Source organism: Methylobacterium sp. D48H (genome assembly GCF_053345715.1).
This window is the reverse complement of the sequence record NZ_JBKFAP010000001.1, coordinates 928,836-946,200: the sequence shown is the minus strand read 5'-3', so window position 1 is coordinate 946,200 and position 17,365 is coordinate 928,836. Positions and strand designations below refer to the sequence as shown.

Here is a 17,365-nt window from a genome sequence, read left to right as displayed (position 1 = left end):
CGCACCACGCGCGCCCTTCTGCCGGGTTTCCCGCGTCCTGGGTAGCGGGCGCCGCGGGGCGGCGCATCGGGCCGGTGTGATCGCGAAGTCCCGCGCACATTCCCGCGCAGATCGGCTAGAGAGCGGGCCATGACTCTCGTCCGCTTCGCACCCTCGCCGACCGGGTATCTCCATATCGGCAACGCCCGGCCGGCCCTGCTCAACGCCCTGTTCGCCCGCCGGGCCGGCGGCCGCTTCCTGCTGCGCCTCGACGACACCGACGCGGAGCGCTCGACGGAGGCCTTCGCCGAGGCGATCGGCGAGGATCTCGCGTGGCTCGGCATCCTGCCCGACCTGTTCGCCCGGCAGAGCGACCGCACGGCGCAGCACGACGCCGCCGCCGACCGCCTGCGCGCAGCGGGAAGGCTCTACCCCTGCTACGAGACGCCGGAGGAGCTGGAGCGCCGCCGCAGGCGTCAGCTCGGCCGTGGCCAGCCGCCGATCTACGACCGGGCGGCGCTGCGGCTGACCGCCGAGGAGCGGGCGGCGCTGGAGGCCGAGGGCCGCCGGCCGCACTGGCGGTTCCTGCTCGAGGCGCGCACCGTCGGCTGGGACGACCTCGTCCGCGGGCCCGCCCATGTCGACTGCGCGTCCCTGTCGGACCCGGTGCTGATCCGCGCCGACGGCAGCTACCTCTACACGCTGCCGTCGGTGGTGGACGACGCCGGTCTCGGGATCACCCACGTCATCCGCGGCGAGGACCACGTCACCAACACCGGCGTGCAGGTGCAGATCTTCGAGGCCCTGGGCGCGCCCGTCCCGGTCTTCGGCCACCACAACCTGCTGACGACGGCCGACGGGGAGGGGCTGTCGAAGCGCCTCGGCCACCTGTCGCTGCGCGGCCTGCGCGAGGCCGGCTACGAGCCCGCGGCGGTGCGCTCGCTGGCGGTGCTCACCGGCTCGGCCGAATCGGTGCGGGCGGTGCCAGACCTCGACACCCTCGCGGGCCTCGTCGATCTCGGCGAGATCTCGCGGGCGCCGGCCCGGTTCGACCCGGCGGAGCTCGACGGCCTCAACGCCCGCTTGGTCCACGCCATGCCGTACGCGGAGGCGGCCGCGCGCCTCGCGGCTCTGGGGATCCCAGAGGACCGGGCAGAGGCCTTCTGGCTCGCGGTGCGGGCCAATCTCGGGCGCGTCGCGGAGGCGGCCGACTGGTGGCGGGTCGTGGCCGGTCCCGTCGAGCCGGTGCTCACCGAGCCCGCCGTGATCGCGGCCGCCCGCGAGACCCTGCCGCCCGAGCCGTTCGGCCCGGAGACCTGGAAGGCGTGGACGACCGAGATCCGGACCCGCACCGGGGCCAAGGGCCGCGGCCTGTTCATGCCGCTCCGGCTCGCCCTCACCGGCCTGGAGCACGGGCCGGACCTCGCCGGCCTGCTGCCGCTGATCGGGCGGGAGCGGGCGGCGCGCCGGCTCTCCGGCGCGGCCGCCTGAGCGATCAGCGGCCGGGCTTCGGGCGCGCCTCGATCAGCGCGGCGTCGAGCAGGAAGCTGCCGTTGGCCTCGATGGCGAAATGCGCCGCGACTTCCGCGGGCGCGGTGACCTGCAGCGCCCGGATCGCTGCGACGTGGGTCTCCGGCGTCCGCATCCGGGCGATCCAGCTCGCGAACTCCATGCGCGGCCGGCTCGGCGTCGCGTCGCCGGGCGCGAATCCGGCCGCCTCCAGCAGGGCCCGCCATTCCGAGACCCGGTAGTCGCGCACGTGCGAGGGGTCGCGCAGCAGCTCCAGCGCCTGTAGGTGCGTGTCCAGCAGCGGATCCTCGGGCGCGACGATGTCGCTGACGATGAGGAACCCGTCCGCCCGCAGCACTCGTCGCGCTTCCGCCAGGGCCGCCGGCACGTCGCGCCAGTGGTGGGCGCTGTAGCGGGTCAGGACGGCGTCGAAGCTCGCGTCGGGGAAGGGCAGGGCCTCGGCGCCGCCCTGCCGGGTCTCGATCCGGTCGAGCCCCCGCCGGGCCGCCTCGGCTGATACGGCCGCCAGCATGTCGGCCGACAGGTCGTAGGCCGTGACGGCGGCGCCAGCGGCGGCCGCCGCGAAGGCGACGTGCCCGCCGCCGCAGCCGAGGTCGAGCACCCGCAGGCCCGGTCGCGCGCGGACCCGCTCGCCGATCCGGTCGAGATCGGCGCCGGCGGCGTGCACGGCGCTGGTCACGTAGGCGGAGGCCTGCGCGCCGAACTGGTCGACGACGTGTCGGGCGTGGCTGCGGGCGTTCATCGGCGGATCTCCCGGATCAGGTCGCGAGCGGCTTCAGGCGGGACAGCCGCAGGGCAATCATCAGCGCCAGACCGTACAGCCCGCCCACGAACAGCACCACGCCGTTCCACCCGGAATGGGCGAAGAACCAGCCGCCCGCGGTCCCGAGGACCGACGAGCCCAGATAGTAGAGGCCGAGATAGATCGCCGAGGCCTGGGCCCTGTCGCGCAGCGCCCGCCGCCCGACCCAGCTGCTCGCGACCGCGTGGGCGCCGAAGAAGCCTACCGTCGTCACTACGATGCCGGCCAGGATCAGCAGCAGGCGGTCCGAGAGCGTCATCACGATGCCGGCCAGGCCGACGGCGGTGGCGACCCAGAGGACACGGCGGCGGCCGAAGCGGCTCGCCAGCTCGCCGGTGACAGGGCTGCTGACCATACCGGCGAGGTAGACCGAGAAGATCATCCCGATCACCGCCTGGCTCAGCGCGTAGGGCGGGTCCAGCAGGCGGAAGCCGATGTAATTGTAGATGCAGACGAAGCCGCCCATCAGCAGGAACGCCTCGGCGAAGAGCCAGGGCAGGCCGGCGTCGCGGAAATGGTGGGCGAAGCTGCCCGGGACTTCCGCCCAGGCCAGCCGGCGCGGCACGAAGCGGCGCGAGGGCGGCAGCCAGCGCCAGAACGCCAGCGCGGCGGCGAGCGCGAGGCCGCCGATCACCGCGAGCCCGGCGCGCCAGCTGACAAAGTCCGCCATCACGCCGCTGATCAGGCGGCCCGACATGCCGCCCAGCGCGTTGCCGCCGACGAGCAGGCCCATCGACAGGCCGATGGCCTTGGCGTCCATCTCCTCGGCGAGATAGGCCATGGCGACGGCCGGGAGTCCGCTGGCCGTCAGCCCGGTGAGCGCGCGCAGCGCCAGGAAGCCGTACCAGCCGGGGACCAGGGCGGCCACGACCGTGAGCACCGCCGAGGCGACCAGCGAGGCCAGCATCACCGGCTTGCGCCCCCAGATCTCCGAGAGCGGGCTGACGACGAGCAGCGCCACCGCCAGCAGCCCGCAGGGCAGCGACAGGGCGAGGCTGCTCGCAGCCGGCGAGACGCCGAAATCCTCCGCGTAGATCGGCAGGAGCGGCTGGACCGCGTAGAGCACCGCGAAGGTCGAGAAGCCGGCCGCCGCCAGGGCCAGAGCCGTGCGGCGGAAGACCGGTGTGCCCGACCGGATGAGCCCGTCCTCCGCCTCGCTGTTCATGACCGTCCCGCGCCGCTGTCCTCAACCGGTGGTGAGGCGCTGTGGCCGCACGGTCAACTGCCGCACGGTCAACTGCCGCGCGGGACAGGCCCGCGCGGCGGCCGCCCTAGCGCGGCGGCGGAGGCGGCGGAGGCGCTGCCTGGCCCTGCCCCTGACCTTGCCCCTGCTGCAGCAGCGGCGTGATCCGCTGGACGACGACGCGGCGGTTCTCCCGCGACGGGCCCTGCGTGTTCACTTTCAGGTACTGCTCGCCGTAGCCCTGGGTGGTCAGGTTCTCCGGCGGCACGCGGAACTGCTCGGTCAGCACGGTCGCCACCGACTGGGCGCGCCGGTCCGACAGCGACAGGTTGTCGAGCGCGGAGCCGACGGCGTCGGTGAAGCCCTCGATCAGGAACACCTCCCGCGGGTTGGCCTGGATGGCGCGGTTCATCGCGCCGGCGATCACCGACAGCTTGGCTGCCTGATCGGGCGTGACGGTGAACGAGCCGGTGTCGAAGGTGATCGTGTTGATATCGACCGAGCGAAGGCGGGCGCGCAGGTCCGGGCTGTATCGGATCTGGTCCAGCGTGTACCGGCGGTCGACCTGCACCACGGGGGGCGCCGTCAGCGCCTCGTAGACCTCCGCCTCGTCGGCCTGGGCGTAATCCACGATGTAGCGGTCCCGCGGGATGCGGATCTCCGGCGGCGGCAGCACCACAACGTCCTCGTAGATCGGGCGGAGCGGGCCGGCGTAGCTGTTGTCGATCAGGACGAGCTCGCGGCCGTCGCGGTAGCGGAGGTAGCGGCGCAGCATCCGACCGTCGTCGTTCGTGACGGTGACGATCTGCTCGCCGCCGGGCCGGTCGACGTAGCTGTAGAAGTCCGCACCCTGCCGCTCGAACCGGTAGCCGCGCGGGTCGAGGGTGCGGAAGCGCTCGTTCTCGTCGTGGCGGATCAGGTAGCCGTCGCGGTCCTGCACGATGATGCGGCCCGGCTCCCGGTAATAGGTCCGGCCATCCTCCCGGAACTCGCGCCGGTCTGTGCGGACCTGATCGAAGTCGCGCACGCCGTCGTTCTGGCGGAAACCGCCGGGGACGTAGCCGGGCTGTCCCGGCCGGTTGAAGGCGTTCGGGTCGGCCGGACGGCCCGGGCCGCCCGCGGGCGGCTGTCCCGGCTGTCCCGGCTGTGCCGGCGCCGTCCCGGGCTGCGGGCCGCCGGGCGGCGGGGCCTGTCCGGGGGCGGGCGCCTGGCCCGGCGGCACGAACGGCCGTCCCGGAATCCCGGGGGCCATGTTGGGCGGCACCGGCCGTCCGGGCTCGGCGCCGGGAGCACCGTTGGGCTGGGCCGGCGCCCGTCCCTCGGGCTGGGCTCCCTGCGGCTGGAACGGCCGTCCCGGAACGCCCGGAGCGGCGTTGGGCGCCTGCGGCCGGCCGGGCTCGGCGCCGGGACCGCCATTCGGCTGAGCGCGATTCTCGGGCTGGCGGTTATCGGGCTGCGCGTCTGGGCGCTGGGCCGGCCGACCGGGTGCGCCGGGGGGCGCGTTCGGCGGCTGAGACCGGTCGCCGGGCGCACCCGGACCGCCCGGACGCTGACCCGGCGGTCCGCGATCCGGCGCGGACCGGTCGGGGGCCGCGTCGCGCTGCGCGGGACGGTTCGGCTGGTCGTCGGGACCGGGGCGATCCCGGTCGGGCGCCTGGCGCTGCTGCGGCGGGGCCGGCGGACGCTCCGGCGCGGGCCGCCCCTGGGGCGGCGGAGCCTGATCGCGATCCGGCGCCTGCTGACGCTCGGACCGCCCCGGGCCGGGCCGATCCTGTGGCCCGCGGTCCGGACGGTCCGGCTGCTGATCCCGCCTGTCTTGCTGCCGGTCCTGCTGCCGCTCCGGTTGGCGGTCCTGCCGGTCCGGCGCCGGGGGACGGGCCGCCGGCGGCTCCGGCCGGCGCTCGGGCGCGCGCTCCCGCGGAGGCGGTTCGGCCTGCGGCTGGCGCTGGGCGGGCAGTTCGGGCCGCTCGCGCGGGGGCGGCGGCGCCCGCTCCGGCCGGGGTTCGGGCCGCTCGCGCGCGGCCGGTGGGCCCGGCGGCGGGCCGGGACGCTCCTGCGGCGGCCGCTCGGGGCGCGGGCCGCCGTGTGGGGGTTCGCCGCCGCGGGGGCCGCGCTCCTCCGGTCCGCCCTGCGCCACCTGGATCCGGCCCGGCGCGGCGTCTGCGAGCTGCACGAGCGTCAGGCCCGGCAGCACCGTGCCGGTGAGGAGGATCAGGCGGAGCAGGCGCATCGCGGTCTCGTGTCGGTTCAGGCCGAGCCGAACACCGGACGTCGCGTATGGTTCCGCGCCCGTCGGCGCGAAACCGGTCTCAGGGGGTGAGGCGCTGGGGCACCGCGATGACGTCGGGCGCGATGATGCGCACGGCAACGTGATCCGGCTTGGCCTCCGCGGCCTCCGCGGCCTTCGTGCCGTCGGCCGCGGCAGGCTGGACCTTCGCCGCATCGTCGCGGCCGGGTCCCGCGCTTCCCTTCGTGTCGACGCCCGCGCGGCCGGCGGCGTCGGCGGCGAGCTCCGCCGCGGTCCGGTCGGCCCGGCCGACGAGGGTCAGGCGCACCTTCGGCCGGGACAGGGCCTCGGCCTGCATCGGCGTGACGAAGATGTCGCCCTTGTGCCGGACCAGCATGCTCTCGGCCTTCACCAGAGACTGCGCCCAGGACTTGCCCTCCGGCTTGCAGGAGCAGTTCGGCACGAATTCCTTGCGGAATTTGAAGGCGTTGGCGAGGTTTGTGTAGGCGCGGCTGCCCTTCACCGTGGCGGCGTGCTTCAGGGCGTCGTCGCCGTACGGCATGGAATAGGCCTGCGCCTCGGTCCCCGGGCAGAGCGCCTGACACATCTCGTCGGCGCCGCCGCGGCCCTCTGGCAGGTTCTTCATCGGGAAGTAGCCGCCGTCGCAGGTCCGCACGCAGACCATCTGCGGGCCGCCCCGGCCGTAGGCCTCACCGGAGCCGGCATAGGCCTCGCGCGGCGGGCAGGTGGAGGCGACCAGCCCCTGGAGCTCGCGCTTCCGGGCGCCGCTGTCGTCGATCACGGCGCCGCCGTAGGTGGCCTTGAGCGCGCGGATGCGCTGCTCCACCGCGCCGCACTGGGGCGGCCGGGTGTCGAAGAACAGGAACTTGCCGCCCTCGCAGTTCAGGCCGCGGAAATAGGCTTCGAGCCGACCGATCTCGTCGTTGAGCGCGCGCGTCGTGCTGGCGCCGCTCTGGAGCGAGGCCAGCTCCGCCCGGTAGCGCCGGCACTGCGGCGACGGCAGCTGCGGCGCCGGCCGCGCCTCGGCGGGCGCCGGGGCTGGCGCGGCCTCCTGCGCGCTGGCGGAGATGGCGAGCGGAGAGGACAGTCCGAGGGCTATGGCCGCGCTCAGGATGAGGCGGCCGAGCGTACGGACGATCGGGCGGTGAGGCATAGGCTGCATCGCGTTGATCGGGTGCGCGGCGATCCGGAGTATCCGGAGCCCGCGCGCATCCGCGCTTCGGGACGGAAGCGGGGCCATTCTACGCCCCCTCGCAAGACCGCGACACCCCTCCTACATCCGGCCCGCAAGCGTGAGGGGGAATTGACCGGCGATGTTGTTTCGGAGTCTCACCTATGTTGGGCTTCTCGCACTGGGCCTGGCAGCGGCCGGTCCGGCCGCGGCGCAGGAGCCGGACCGGATCTTCGACAAGTCGACGGTCTGGCGCCCGCTGACGCCCAACGACAAGCTCGTGGTCTACGGCGTCGACGATCCGGCGGTCTCGGGCGTGTCGTGCTGGTACACCCAGCCCGAGAAGGGCGGGATCAAGGGTACGCTGGGCCTGGCCGAGGATGTCTCGGACATCTCGCTGGCCTGCCGGCAGACCGGGCCGATCGCCTTCAAGGGCAAGCTCAGCCAGGGCGAGGTGGTGTTCAGCGAGCGCCGGTCGCTGATCTTCAAGTCGATGCAGATCGTCCGCGGCTGCGACGCGAAGCGCAACACGCTGATCTATATGGTCTACTCGGACAAGGTCATTCAGGGCTCGCCGAAGAACTCGACCTCGGCGGTGCCGCTGGCACCCTGGGGCACCGAACCGGCGCAGAAATGCGCCGACTTCATGAAGTGAGCGGCGCCCGGTGACGTGAGCTTTCCGCGCGGCGGCCCGGCGACGGGCCGTCCGCGGCCGGCTCAATCCTGGCAGGTGATCCGGATCGGGCGCTCGGACGGCGCCGGGACCGGTTGGCTGATCGCGCCGGTATACTCGTCGGCGGCGGCGACGCCGTAGGAGTTCGCCGCGGCGTAGCCCTGGGCCTCGCACCACGCGTTGGCGACCACCTGGCCGCAGGCGCTGCCCGGCGTCGTCAGGCACTCGCCGACGCCGTAGCCGTCGCTCGACGGGATCAGGAAGGTCTTCTCGACACGGGCCGGCGCCTTCGCGGGCGTCTCGCCGTCGGTGCCGGCCAGCGCGGCGTGGGTCAGGCCCGCGCAGGCGAGAACGGTGGCGAGAGCGAGGGAACCAACGGCCGAGCGTCGCATGGATTGTCCTTGGGCACAGGATCTGTGGCGTGAGGATCGTGGCCCGGACGGTCCGACGGCGCGGTTAAGGAAGCCTTACCCGCATGGCGCGCAAGCCATCTCGAATTCCTCACGCTTTTGGGTTAGCCCCATCGCGCGGGCCGCGCCGTCGCCGCGATGCAACAGGGTGCCGTGCCGGGGCTGGCCGATCCGCCACGTTTCGGCCGCTCTTCGCCGCGCGGGGCCCTCAGGTCGTTGAAGGCAGGGCCGGATTTCCGGCCACGGCTCCGGGCCGGACGTCATCCCCGGCGCCGGAGAAGGGATGGGTTTCATGGCGCCGATGTTGCGGCTCTACAACACGCTCACCGGCGCCAAGGAGGCGTTCGCGCCGATCGACCCGCAGCATGTCCGCGTCTACGCCTGCGGCCCGACGGTCTACGACGCCGCCCATATCGGCAACGCCCGACCGATCATCGTCTTCGACCTGCTGTTCCGCCTGCTGCGCCACCTCTACGGGCCGGAGCACGTCACCTACGCGCGCAACGTCACGGACGTGGACGACAAGATCAACGCCCGGGCGGCAGAGCGCGGCATCACCATCCGCGAACTCACCGACGGGACGCTGGCGCAGTTCCACCGCGACGTGCGCGACCTCGGCGTGCTCATGCCGGAGGACGTGAACGTGCCGGGCAAGCGAGCACGCTTCGTCGAGCCCCGCGCCACCGACCACATCGCCGAGATGGTGACGATGATCGAGGCCCTGGTCCGGGCCGGCCACGCCTATGTGGCGGAGGACCACGTGCTGTTCGACGTCCCCTCGATGCCGGATTACGGCGGCCTGTCGAAGCGGCCCCTCGACGAGATGGAGGCGGGGGCCCGGGTCGAGGTCGCTCCCTACAAGCGCTCGCCCCTCGACTTCGTCCTGTGGAAGCCCGCCAAGCCCGGCGAGCCGTCCTGGCCGTCGCCGGCCGGCATTGCCGCCGCCGGCCGCCCGGGCTGGCACATCGAGTGCTCGGCCATGTCGGCCAAGCATCTCGGCCGGACCTTCGACATCCACGCGGGCGGCATCGACCTGATCTTCCCGCACCACGAGAACGAGGTGGCGCAGTCCCGCTGCTGCTTCGGCACGCCGGTGATGGCCAACGTCTGGCTGCACAATGGCTTTCTCCAGGTGGAGGGGGAGAAGATGTCGAAGTCGCTCGGCAACTTCATCACCATCCGCGACGTGCTGAAGGACTGGCCGGGCGAGGTCGTGCGCCTCACCATGCTCAAGACCCAGTACCGGCAGCCGATCGACTGGACCCTGCGCGGCCTGGAGGAATCGGCCCGCGTGCTCGACCGCTGGTACAACGCCGCCGGGGATGCGCCCGCCGCGCCCGACATCCCCGCCGGGGTCGTCGAGGCGCTCTGCGACGACCTCAACACGCCGGCGGCGATCAACGAGCTGCACCGGCTCGGGAGCGGTGCGGAGGCGCAGCCCGGTGCGCTGCGCGCCGGCGCGAACCTGCTGGGCTTCCTCGCGCGCACCCGCAGCGATCGCGAGCAGGATCAGGTCGCGGCGTCCGGGGTCGACGTCGCGGCCGTCGAGGCGCTGATCGCCGAGCGCCGCGCGGCGCGGGCCGCCAAGGACTGGCCCGCCTCGGACCGGGCGCGCGACGCTCTCGCGGCCATGGGCGTCGCCGTGAAGGACAATAAGGACGGCACCACGACCTGGACGGTGGCGCGCTGATTGCTGAGCCGGCGGCCGATGACACGGACGTGACGGCGGCCGCGTCCTCGCGCCCGCTTGCGCGGCGCGGCGCGTGCGGCATCTGTGGTCCGGGGGCTCGCGGCGGAGATGAGCAGCACGTGATCAGCTTCGGGACCAGCTTCGGGACGACCTTCCGGACCACCGGGGCGCGGCGCGCCGCCGCCGCGTCGGCGCTCACCCTCGGTCTGGGCCTGTCGGGCCCGGCCGCCGCCATCGACGGCGGCTCGGCCGCCGGCCGGGATGCCCTGGCGCAGGCTACCGTGGCGATCGGCACGATCACCCAGCCCGAGGAGGCGCTGAAGCTGACCCGCTGCACCGGCGTGCTCATCGCGCCGGATCTCGTGCTCACCGCGGCCCATTGCGTGAACGGCGATCCGCTCGGCGCGCTGGTCGTGTTCTTCCGGGGCAGCGAGCCGGCGCGGCCGGTCTACGGGGCGCGTGTCGCCGCCCGCTACAGTCCCGATCCGGGGGAGATGCTGCCGAACGAGGCGTCGGGCGTCAGCTTCTCCGACCTCTCCCTCGACCTCGCGGTCCTGCGCCTGACCGAGCCGGTGCGCGACCGGCGGCCGGTGCCGCTGGCGGCGGATCCCGGCCGGGTCCCCAAGAGCCTGCGCATCGCCGGCGCCGGCCTCTCCGGTCGGACCGTCGGGCGCCTGCGCACCGCCACGCTGACGCCGGTGGCGGCGAGCAGCACCGGGCTGACCATCGCGCGGGCCAACGGTGCCCGGGTCTGCTTCGGCGATTCCGGCGGCCCGGTCGTCGCGCAGGATCGCCGCGGCACCTACATCTGGGGCGTGGCCAGCGCGGTGATCAGCCGGGCCGCGCCCTGCGGCGGCTACGTGGTGATCGCGCCCGCCGCGCAGGTCTTCTCGGCCACCGGGACGCGGTGAGGGCTGCGGATACCGCCGGAACGCGAAAACCCCGCGCGGCCGGACCGCGCGGGGTTTTTCAGGAGACGGTGCGACCGGCGGATCAGACCGCCATGCGCTCCTCGCCGTCCATCGGCTCGCGCAGCACGTAGCCGCGGCCCCAGACGGTCTCGATGTAGTTCTTGCCCTGGCTGGCGTTGGCGAGCTTCTTGCGCAGCTTGCAGATGAAGACGTCGATGATCTTCAGCTCAGGCTCGTCCATGCCGCCGTAAAGATGGTTCAGGAACATCTCCTTGGTGAGCGTCGTGCCCTTCCGGAGCGAGAGGAGTTCCAGCATCTGGTACTCCTTGCCGGTGAGGTGCACCCGGGCGCCGCCGACCTCGACGGTCTTCTGATCGAGGTTCACGATCAAGTCGCCGGTGGTGATGACCGACTGGGCGTGGCCCTTCGAGCGGCGCACGATGGCGTGGATGCGCGCCACCAGCTCGTCCTTGTGGAACGGCTTGGTGAGGTAGTCGTCGGCGCCGAAGCCGAGGCCCTTCACCTTGTCCTCGATGCCGGCCATGCCGGAGAGGATCAGGATCGGGGTCTTCACCTTCGCCACGCGCAGCGAGCGGAGCACCTCGTAGCCCGACATGTCGGGTAGGTTCAGATCGAGGAGGATGATGTCGTAATCGTACAGCTTACCGAGATCGACACCCTCTTCCCCGAGGTCGGTGGTGTAGGTGTTGAAGTTCTCGGACTTGAGCATCAGCTCGATGCTCTGCGCGGTCGCGCTGTCGTCCTCGATCAAAAGTACCCGCATCGTCGGTCCCCAGCCCCGCCGGCCGCATCAGCGCGCAGACACGTCCCAGCCTTCGCCCGCCACCGGCCTGTGGACGGGCGCTCCGTCGCTCTTGACGTGGAACGCTATGGATTAATCGTTAACAAAACCTGATTCCTGCCCGCAAGCGTCTCGTTCGAAGTTCCGCGAGCTTGACAGGAGAAACACCGTTCCTCCGGCCTTGCCCTCGGCCCCGATTCCGATCCGCCCCCGTCCAGGCCGCTCGCCCCCTTCGGCGTAAGTACTTCCTGCGCAACGGTTCGATCCCCGGTGTTGTCCGTCGGACACACCGGTACGACTTCGTCGGGCGCGATTGTGGTCGCGACCCGGATCGAGCCGCTACGAGCCCGTGACCCGCAGTGTTAAGGAGGCCGGTAAACGAAGCGTTGAGAGTCAGGCCGATGACACAGGATCCGGCAAGATCCGTTGCTTCGCTCGCGTCGGCGCAGGCCGCCCTCGAGCGGATCGAGGTGCTGGAGACGTTCGGGCGGGTCGTGGCGATCCGCGGCCTGCTGGTGGAGGTCGCCGGACCTGTGGCCGCGATGCGACTCGGCGGCCGGGTCGATGTCGAGGGTGCCAACGGCCACGGGCTGGTGCCCTGCGAGGTCATCGGGTTCCAGGGCGATCGGGCGCTCGCGATGCCGTTCGGCTCGCTCGAGGGCGTGCGGCGCGGCTGCCCCGCCTATGTCCGCGACGAATCGGCCGGCGCGATCCGGCCCTCCGGCGCTTGGCTCGGCCGGGTGATCGACGCCCTCGGGCGGCCGGTCGACGGGCAGGGCCCCCTGGTGCAGGGGCCAGACGTCTACCCCCTGCGCGCGGACCCGCCCCCTGCCCATGCCCGCACACGCGTCGGCGGACCGCTCGATCTGGGCGTCCGGTGCATCAACACCTTCCTGACCATGTGCGCGGGCCAGCGGATGGGCATCTTCGCCGGGTCCGGCGTCGGCAAGTCCGTGTTGCTGTCGATGCTGGCCCGCTACACGGCCGCCGATGTGGCGGTGATCGGCCTCGTGGGCGAGCGCGGCCGCGAGGTGCAGGAATTCCTCCAGGACGATCTGGGCGCCGCGGGGCTCGCGCGCTCGGTGGTCGTGGTGGCGACCTCCGACGAGCCGGCCCTGATGCGCCGGAACGCGGCCTACGTGACCCTGTCGGTCGCCGAGCACTTCCGCGATCAGGGCGCCAAGGTCCTGTGCATGATCGACTCGATCACGCGCTTCGCCATGGCCCAGCGCGATATCGGCCTCGCCGCCGGCGAGCCGCCCACCGCCAAGGGCTACACGCCGACCGTCTTCTCGGAGCTGCCGCGCCTGCTCGAGCGCGCCGGTCCAGGGGTGGGGCAGGGCACGATCTCGGCCCTGTTCACCGTCCTGGTCGAGGGCGACGACCACAACGAGCCCGTGGCCGACGCGGTGCGGGGCATCCTCGACGGTCACATCGTCATGGAGCGCGCCATCGCGGAGCGCGGGCGCTACCCGGCGATCAACGTTCTGCGCTCGGTCTCGCGCACCATGCCGCGCTCCTGCGACCCGGCCTACCTCCCGGTCGTGCGGCGGGCGCGGCGGCTGCTGTCGACCTACGCCGACATGGAGGAGCTGATCCGCCTCGGCGCCTACCGGGCCGGCTCCTCCCAGGAGGTCGACGAGGCGGTCGCGCTCATGCCCGATCTTGAGGCTTTTCTGGGGCAGGGTAAGGAAGAAGCAACGTCCATCGGCGATGGTTACGCACGGCTCACCGAGATCGTCGGCAGGGCCTAGGCACCATGGGCCGGGGCGTTAACGCTTCGGCGCGATCATGGTGCACGTGGGGGATCCGGGCGGGTTTGCCGTGGGCAGGCTCGCGCACAGGCTCGGTCCGGGCACGATCCCGGGCGCGGCCTCAAGCGTTGCGTGGAGTGAGCGTCCTGATGAAATCGCGTGACACGCTGATCCGCCTGCGCCGCTTCCAGGTCGACGAGAAGCGCCGGCGCGTGACCCAGATCGAGATGATGATGGCCGACTTCCAGCGCATGGCGGTGGAGCTCGATCGCGAGGTCGCCGTCGAGGAGGCCCGGGCCGGAATCACCGACGTCGGTCACTTCGCCTACCCGACCTACGCCCGGGCCGCGGCGACGCGCCGGGACAACATGATCCAGTCCGCCCAGGCGCTCGAGGGCCAGCTCGCCGAGGCGAAGGCCGAGCTGGGCGAGGCGTTCGAGGAGCTCAAGAAGGTCGAGATCCTGAACGACCGCGAGCGGACCGCCGAGCGCGCTGCCGAATCGGCCCGCGATCAGGCCGCCATGGACGGGATCGGCCTCAACCGCGCCCGGGGCTGACGCGGCCCGTCGGACCGCTCGGCCGGCTTCCGCGGCACGAAACCGTCACGATCACCTGACAAGGGGGATCGCGGCGGCGCCATGCCGCTTGCAGCGCGTCGCGTGCCGGCGCATCAGGGGCTCTCCCCAGGGCGTCGGTGTTCATGAAGAAGATCAGCGAGTTCATCTGGCCCTTGATCGGCCTCGCGGCCGTCGTGATATCGGGCTACTTCCTCTACCAGGAATTGAAGACGACCTCGCTCGCGGCGATCTGGGCCGCGATCCTCGCGATCCCGCCCCACCGGATCCTGCTGGCGGCCCTGTCGACCCTGGTCGCCTACGCGGCGCTCGCCTGGTACGACCGGATCGCCCTGCTGCATCTGGGCGTGCGCCACATCTCGTGGCTCTTCGTCTCGCTCTGCTCGTTCACGACCTACGCGCTCTCGCACAATATCGGCGCCTCGGTCTTCTCGGGCGCCCTGGTCCGCTACCGGGCCTACACGGCCAAGGGCCTGACGGCGGCGCAGGTCGCCGTGCTGGTGGCGCTCTGCTCGTTCACGTTCTTCCTCGGGACCGTCCTCCTCGGCGGCTTCACGCTGGTGGTCGATCCGAACCTGCTGACGCGCCTCGAGGGCAAGCTCCCGGGCTTCCTCACCGATTCCAAGACCGCGCTGATCGTCGGCATCGGCATGCTGGGCTTCGTCGGCCTGTACGTGATCGGCTCGATCCTGCACCTGCGGCCGCTGCACATCCGGTCGTTCAAGCTCGAGTATCCCCGGCCCGGCATCATGGGGCGCCAGCTGCTCGCGGCGCCGCTGGAGCTCCTGGGCGCGGCGGGCATCATCTACTTCGCCCTGCCGGAGGCGATGAACCCGGGCTTCATCCCGGTCCTGGCGATCTTCCTGGCCTCCTTCTCGGTGGCGCTGGCCTCGCACGCGCCGGGCGGCCTCGGCGTGTTCGAGATCGTGTTCATCACCGCGATGCACATCACCGACGAGGCGCAGAAGGACGCGATCATCGCGGCGGTGATCATCTTCCGGATCTTCTACTTCTGGCTCCCGGCCCTGGTCTCGGTGATCGTGGTGATTGCCTTCGAGCGCTCGCGGCTGGCCGCGGCGATCGGCTCGGCCGCGCACGGGCCCAAGGCGGCCGCCGTGCCGGAGCCGCCCGTCGTCGTTCCCGGTCTCGACGCGCACGAGCTGGAGCGGGAGCTCAAGCAGAAAGCGATCTGAGGGGCTGACCGGCGTCTCGACGCGGGGGTGACGCCGCCGCCTCGGCCCCCGCGCGCCACGCCGCGAAACCCGGGATCGCTTCGCCGCGCGCTTCGTCTGCGCGCGGCGCACCGATCCCGTGATTGCTCCCTCGGCCCGTGCGCCGGCACGAGTCTGCCCACGCCGGTGTCGCGACCCCTGGATCCTCAGATCGAGTTCACCGTCCGCAGCCGCGCCCGCGGGTGGATCTCCGCCTGGCTCATCACCGGCGTCTCGCGGCGGAAGCGCTCGATGATCGAGCGCACGAAGGGCCGCGTCTGGGCGGAGGTGACGAGCACCGGCATCTCGCCCTGGCGCGCCGCCGTCTCGAAGCGGTCGCGCACGGTGTTGACGAACTCGCTGAGCTTCGAGGGCTGCATCGCGAGGTAGCGCTCCTCGCGCTCGCCGACGATCGACTCCATGAACGCCTGCTCCCAGGCCGGCGACAGGGTGATGATCGGCAGCATGCCGTTCGGGTCCTGGTACTGTGCGCAGATCTGCCGGCCGAGGCGCGCCCGGACGTGCTCGACCACGTCGCGGGGATTCTTCACGGCGCCCGCCACCTCGGCGATCGCCTCCACGATCGCCCCGAGATCGCGGATCGAGACCCGCTCGGCGAGCAGGAACTGCAGCACGCGCTGGATGCCGGTGGTGGAGATCTGCGACGGCACGATCTCCTTGAGCAGCTCGGCGTGCTCTTTGGGCAGCTCGCGCAGCAGCTTCGACACCTCGACGTGGTTGAGGAGCTCATAGACGTGGGCCTTGATGATCTCGGTCAGGTGCGTCGACACGACGGTGGCGGCATCGACCACCGTGTAGCCCTTGAGCTGCGCTTGGTCGCGCAGGGCCGCGTCGATCCAGGTTGCCGGCAGGCCGAAAGTCGGCTCCAGCATGTGCTGTCCGGGCAGCTGGACCTGACCGCCCATCGGATCCATCGCCATGAACTGGCCCGGGAAGATCCGGCCGGTGCCCGCCTCGATCTCCTTGACCCGCACCACGTAGGCGTTGGCGTCGAGCTGGACGTTGTCGAGGATGCGCACCGACGGCATCACGAAGCCGAGTTCCGCGGCGAGCTGGCGGCGCAGGGCCTTGATCTGGTCGGTGAGCCGGTCCTGGCCCTCGCCGTTGACCAGGGCGAGGAGCGCGTAGCCCATCTCGAGCTTGAGGTCGTCGAGCTTCAGCAGGTCGGTGACCGTCTCCTCCTTGGCGGCGCTCGCCGCGGCGACCGCGGCCGCATCCATCGGGGCGCCCAGGGCGTCGAGCGGCGGCGCGAGCTTGGCGGTCTTGTTGATGCGCCACGCCGCGTAGCCGGCGCCGCCGCCCAGCAGGACGAAGGGCAGCATCGGCATGCCGGGCAGGAGGGCGATCAGCAGCATCACCCCGGCCGACATGCCCAGCGCCTTGGGATAATGCGCGAGCTGCTTGCCGAGCGCCTTGTCGGCGGCGCCGCGCACGCCGGCCTTCGAGACCAGCAGGCCTGCCGCCGTCGACACGATCAGCGCCGGAACCTGGCTCGCGAGGCCGTCGCCGATGGTCAGCAGGGTGTAGCTCTTGGCGGCCTCGCCGAAGCTCAGGCCCTGCTGCGCCACCCCGATGATGATGCCGCCGACCACGTTGATGAAGGTGATCAGCAGGGCCGCCACCGCGTCGCCGCGGACGAACTTCGAGGCACCGTCCATGGCGCCGAAGAAGGAGGATTCTTCCTCGAGCGCCGCGCGCCGCGCCTTCGCGGTCTTCTCGTCGATCAGGCCGGCCGACAGGTCGGCGTCGATGGCCATCTGCTTGCCGGGCATCGCGTCGAGGGTGAAGCGGGCCGCGACCTCGGCGATGCGGCCCGAGCCCTTCGTGATCACCACGAAGTTCACGATGATCAGGATCGCGAACACGATGATCCCGATGACGAAGTTGCCGCCCATCACGAAGTGGCCGAAGGCCTCGATGACGTGCCCGGCCGCCGCCGTGCCCTCGTGCCCGTGCCCGAGGATCAGGCGCGTCGAGGCGAGGTTGAGGGCGAGCCGCAGCATCGTGGCGATGAGCAGCAGCGTCGGGAAGACGGTGAATTCCAGCGGGTTGTCGATCGACAGGCCGGTCATCATGATCAGGACCGACAGGATGATCGACACGGCCAGCAGCAGGTCGAGCAGGATCGCCGGCAACGGGAAGATGAGGACCGCCAGGATCCCCAGCACGCCGGTCGCGAACAGCAGGTCCGACCGCTTCGACAGCGCCTGGAGATCGCCGCGCGTCGGCAGCGCGAGCTGGCCGAGGACGGCCGCCGCTCCTGTCTGTGCCGGCGCGCTCGCCGTCTCTGCCATCGCTGCCATCCGCTGCCGTTCGCCCGGGACAGGCCCGGGACGTACCCGGCAAGATCTGCCGAGCGGATGGTTAGCGCGGCGTTAAGATGGGGCCGGCGCTCGCGGGAACCC

14 protein-coding genes are annotated in these 17,365 nt (G+C 72.0%); 7 read left to right on the top strand and 7 right to left on the bottom strand.

Annotation, left to right across the window (positions count from 1 at the left end):
- Positions 1 to 129 precede the first annotated feature (129 nt).
- Entirely contained in the window at positions 130 to 1,470 is a 1,341-nt protein-coding gene (locus ACLBX8_RS04610) for a glutamate--tRNA ligase (RefSeq protein WP_447698484.1), read from the top strand.
- Between the two features lie 4 nt (positions 1,471 to 1,474).
- Here the strand turns inward: ACLBX8_RS04610 and ACLBX8_RS04605 are convergent, their stop codons facing one another.
- From ACLBX8_RS04605 to ACLBX8_RS04590, 4 genes are all read right to left on the bottom strand, one after another.
- Positions 1,475 to 2,251 carry a class I SAM-dependent methyltransferase gene (locus tag ACLBX8_RS04605; RefSeq protein WP_447698485.1) on the bottom strand — a complete coding sequence of 259 codons (777 nt, stop codon included), beginning with the start codon at positions 2,249 to 2,251 and terminating at the stop codon, positions 1,475 to 1,477.
- Between the two features lie 16 nt (positions 2,252 to 2,267).
- Complete coding sequence (locus ACLBX8_RS04600; RefSeq protein WP_091925134.1) at positions 2,268 to 3,476, bottom strand: MFS transporter; 1,209 nt, start codon at positions 3,474 to 3,476, stop codon at positions 2,268 to 2,270.
- A 106-nt stretch (positions 3,477 to 3,582) separates the two neighbouring features.
- On the bottom strand, positions 3,583 to 5,724 hold the full coding sequence (locus tag ACLBX8_RS04595) for an OmpA family protein (RefSeq protein WP_447714666.1): 2,142 nt from the start codon (positions 5,722 to 5,724) through the stop codon (positions 3,583 to 3,585).
- Positions 5,725 to 5,803: 79 nt separating this feature from the next.
- Positions 5,804 to 6,895, bottom strand: coding sequence for a DUF2865 domain-containing protein (locus ACLBX8_RS04590; RefSeq protein ID WP_447698487.1), 1,092 nt, complete (start codon positions 6,893 to 6,895; stop codon positions 5,804 to 5,806).
- 160 nt (positions 6,896 to 7,055) lie between these two features.
- Between ACLBX8_RS04590 and ACLBX8_RS04585 the strand changes: the two genes are divergently transcribed.
- A complete protein-coding gene (locus tag ACLBX8_RS04585) occupies positions 7,056 to 7,568 on the top strand; it encodes a CreA family protein (protein ID WP_020092910.1) in 513 nt (170 codons plus the stop codon).
- Positions 7,569 to 7,630: 62 nt separating this feature from the next.
- Here the strand turns inward: ACLBX8_RS04585 and ACLBX8_RS04580 are convergent, their stop codons facing one another.
- Positions 7,631 to 7,978 (bottom strand): hypothetical protein, encoded by a 348-nt coding sequence (locus ACLBX8_RS04580; protein WP_042672904.1) that lies wholly within the window; start codon positions 7,976 to 7,978, stop codon positions 7,631 to 7,633.
- Between the two features lie 310 nt (positions 7,979 to 8,288).
- Between ACLBX8_RS04580 and cysS the strand changes: the two genes are divergently transcribed.
- On the top strand, positions 8,289 to 9,686 hold the full coding sequence (gene cysS, locus ACLBX8_RS04575; protein ID WP_447698488.1) for a cysteine--tRNA ligase: 1,398 nt from the start codon (positions 8,289 to 8,291) through the stop codon (positions 9,684 to 9,686).
- Positions 9,687 to 9,805: 119 nt separating this feature from the next.
- On the top strand, positions 9,806 to 10,597 hold the full coding sequence (locus ACLBX8_RS04570; protein ID WP_447714665.1) for a trypsin-like serine protease: 792 nt from the start codon (positions 9,806 to 9,808) through the stop codon (positions 10,595 to 10,597).
- A gap of 82 nt (positions 10,598 to 10,679) precedes the next feature.
- Here ACLBX8_RS04570 and ctrA read toward each other — a convergent pair whose 3' ends face one another.
- Entirely contained in the window at positions 10,680 to 11,381 is a 702-nt protein-coding gene (gene ctrA / locus ACLBX8_RS04565; protein ID WP_010683835.1) for a response regulator transcription factor CtrA, read from the bottom strand.
- A 419-nt stretch (positions 11,382 to 11,800) separates the two neighbouring features.
- Between ctrA and fliI the strand changes: the two genes are divergently transcribed.
- The 3 genes from fliI to ACLBX8_RS04550 all read left to right on the top strand — a co-directional run bounded on the left by fliI (position 11,801) and on the right by ACLBX8_RS04550 (position 14,921).
- Positions 11,801 to 13,153 (top strand): flagellar protein export ATPase FliI, encoded by a 1,353-nt coding sequence (gene fliI, locus ACLBX8_RS04560; RefSeq protein WP_447714664.1) that lies wholly within the window; start codon positions 11,801 to 11,803, stop codon positions 13,151 to 13,153.
- Between the two features lie 149 nt (positions 13,154 to 13,302).
- Positions 13,303 to 13,710, top strand: coding sequence for a flagellar export protein FliJ (gene fliJ / locus ACLBX8_RS04555; protein ID WP_012322462.1), 408 nt, complete (start codon positions 13,303 to 13,305; stop codon positions 13,708 to 13,710).
- A 143-nt stretch (positions 13,711 to 13,853) separates the two neighbouring features.
- Positions 13,854 to 14,921 (top strand): lysylphosphatidylglycerol synthase domain-containing protein, encoded by a 1,068-nt coding sequence (locus ACLBX8_RS04550; RefSeq protein ID WP_020092903.1) that lies wholly within the window; start codon positions 13,854 to 13,856, stop codon positions 14,919 to 14,921.
- A gap of 185 nt (positions 14,922 to 15,106) precedes the next feature.
- Here the strand turns inward: ACLBX8_RS04550 and flhA are convergent, their stop codons facing one another.
- Positions 15,107 to 17,254: a flagellar biosynthesis protein FlhA gene (flhA, locus tag ACLBX8_RS04545; protein ID WP_447714663.1), complete on the bottom strand. Its 2,148-nt coding sequence runs from the start codon at positions 17,252 to 17,254 to the stop codon at positions 15,107 to 15,109.
- Positions 17,255 to 17,365 lie beyond the last annotated feature (111 nt).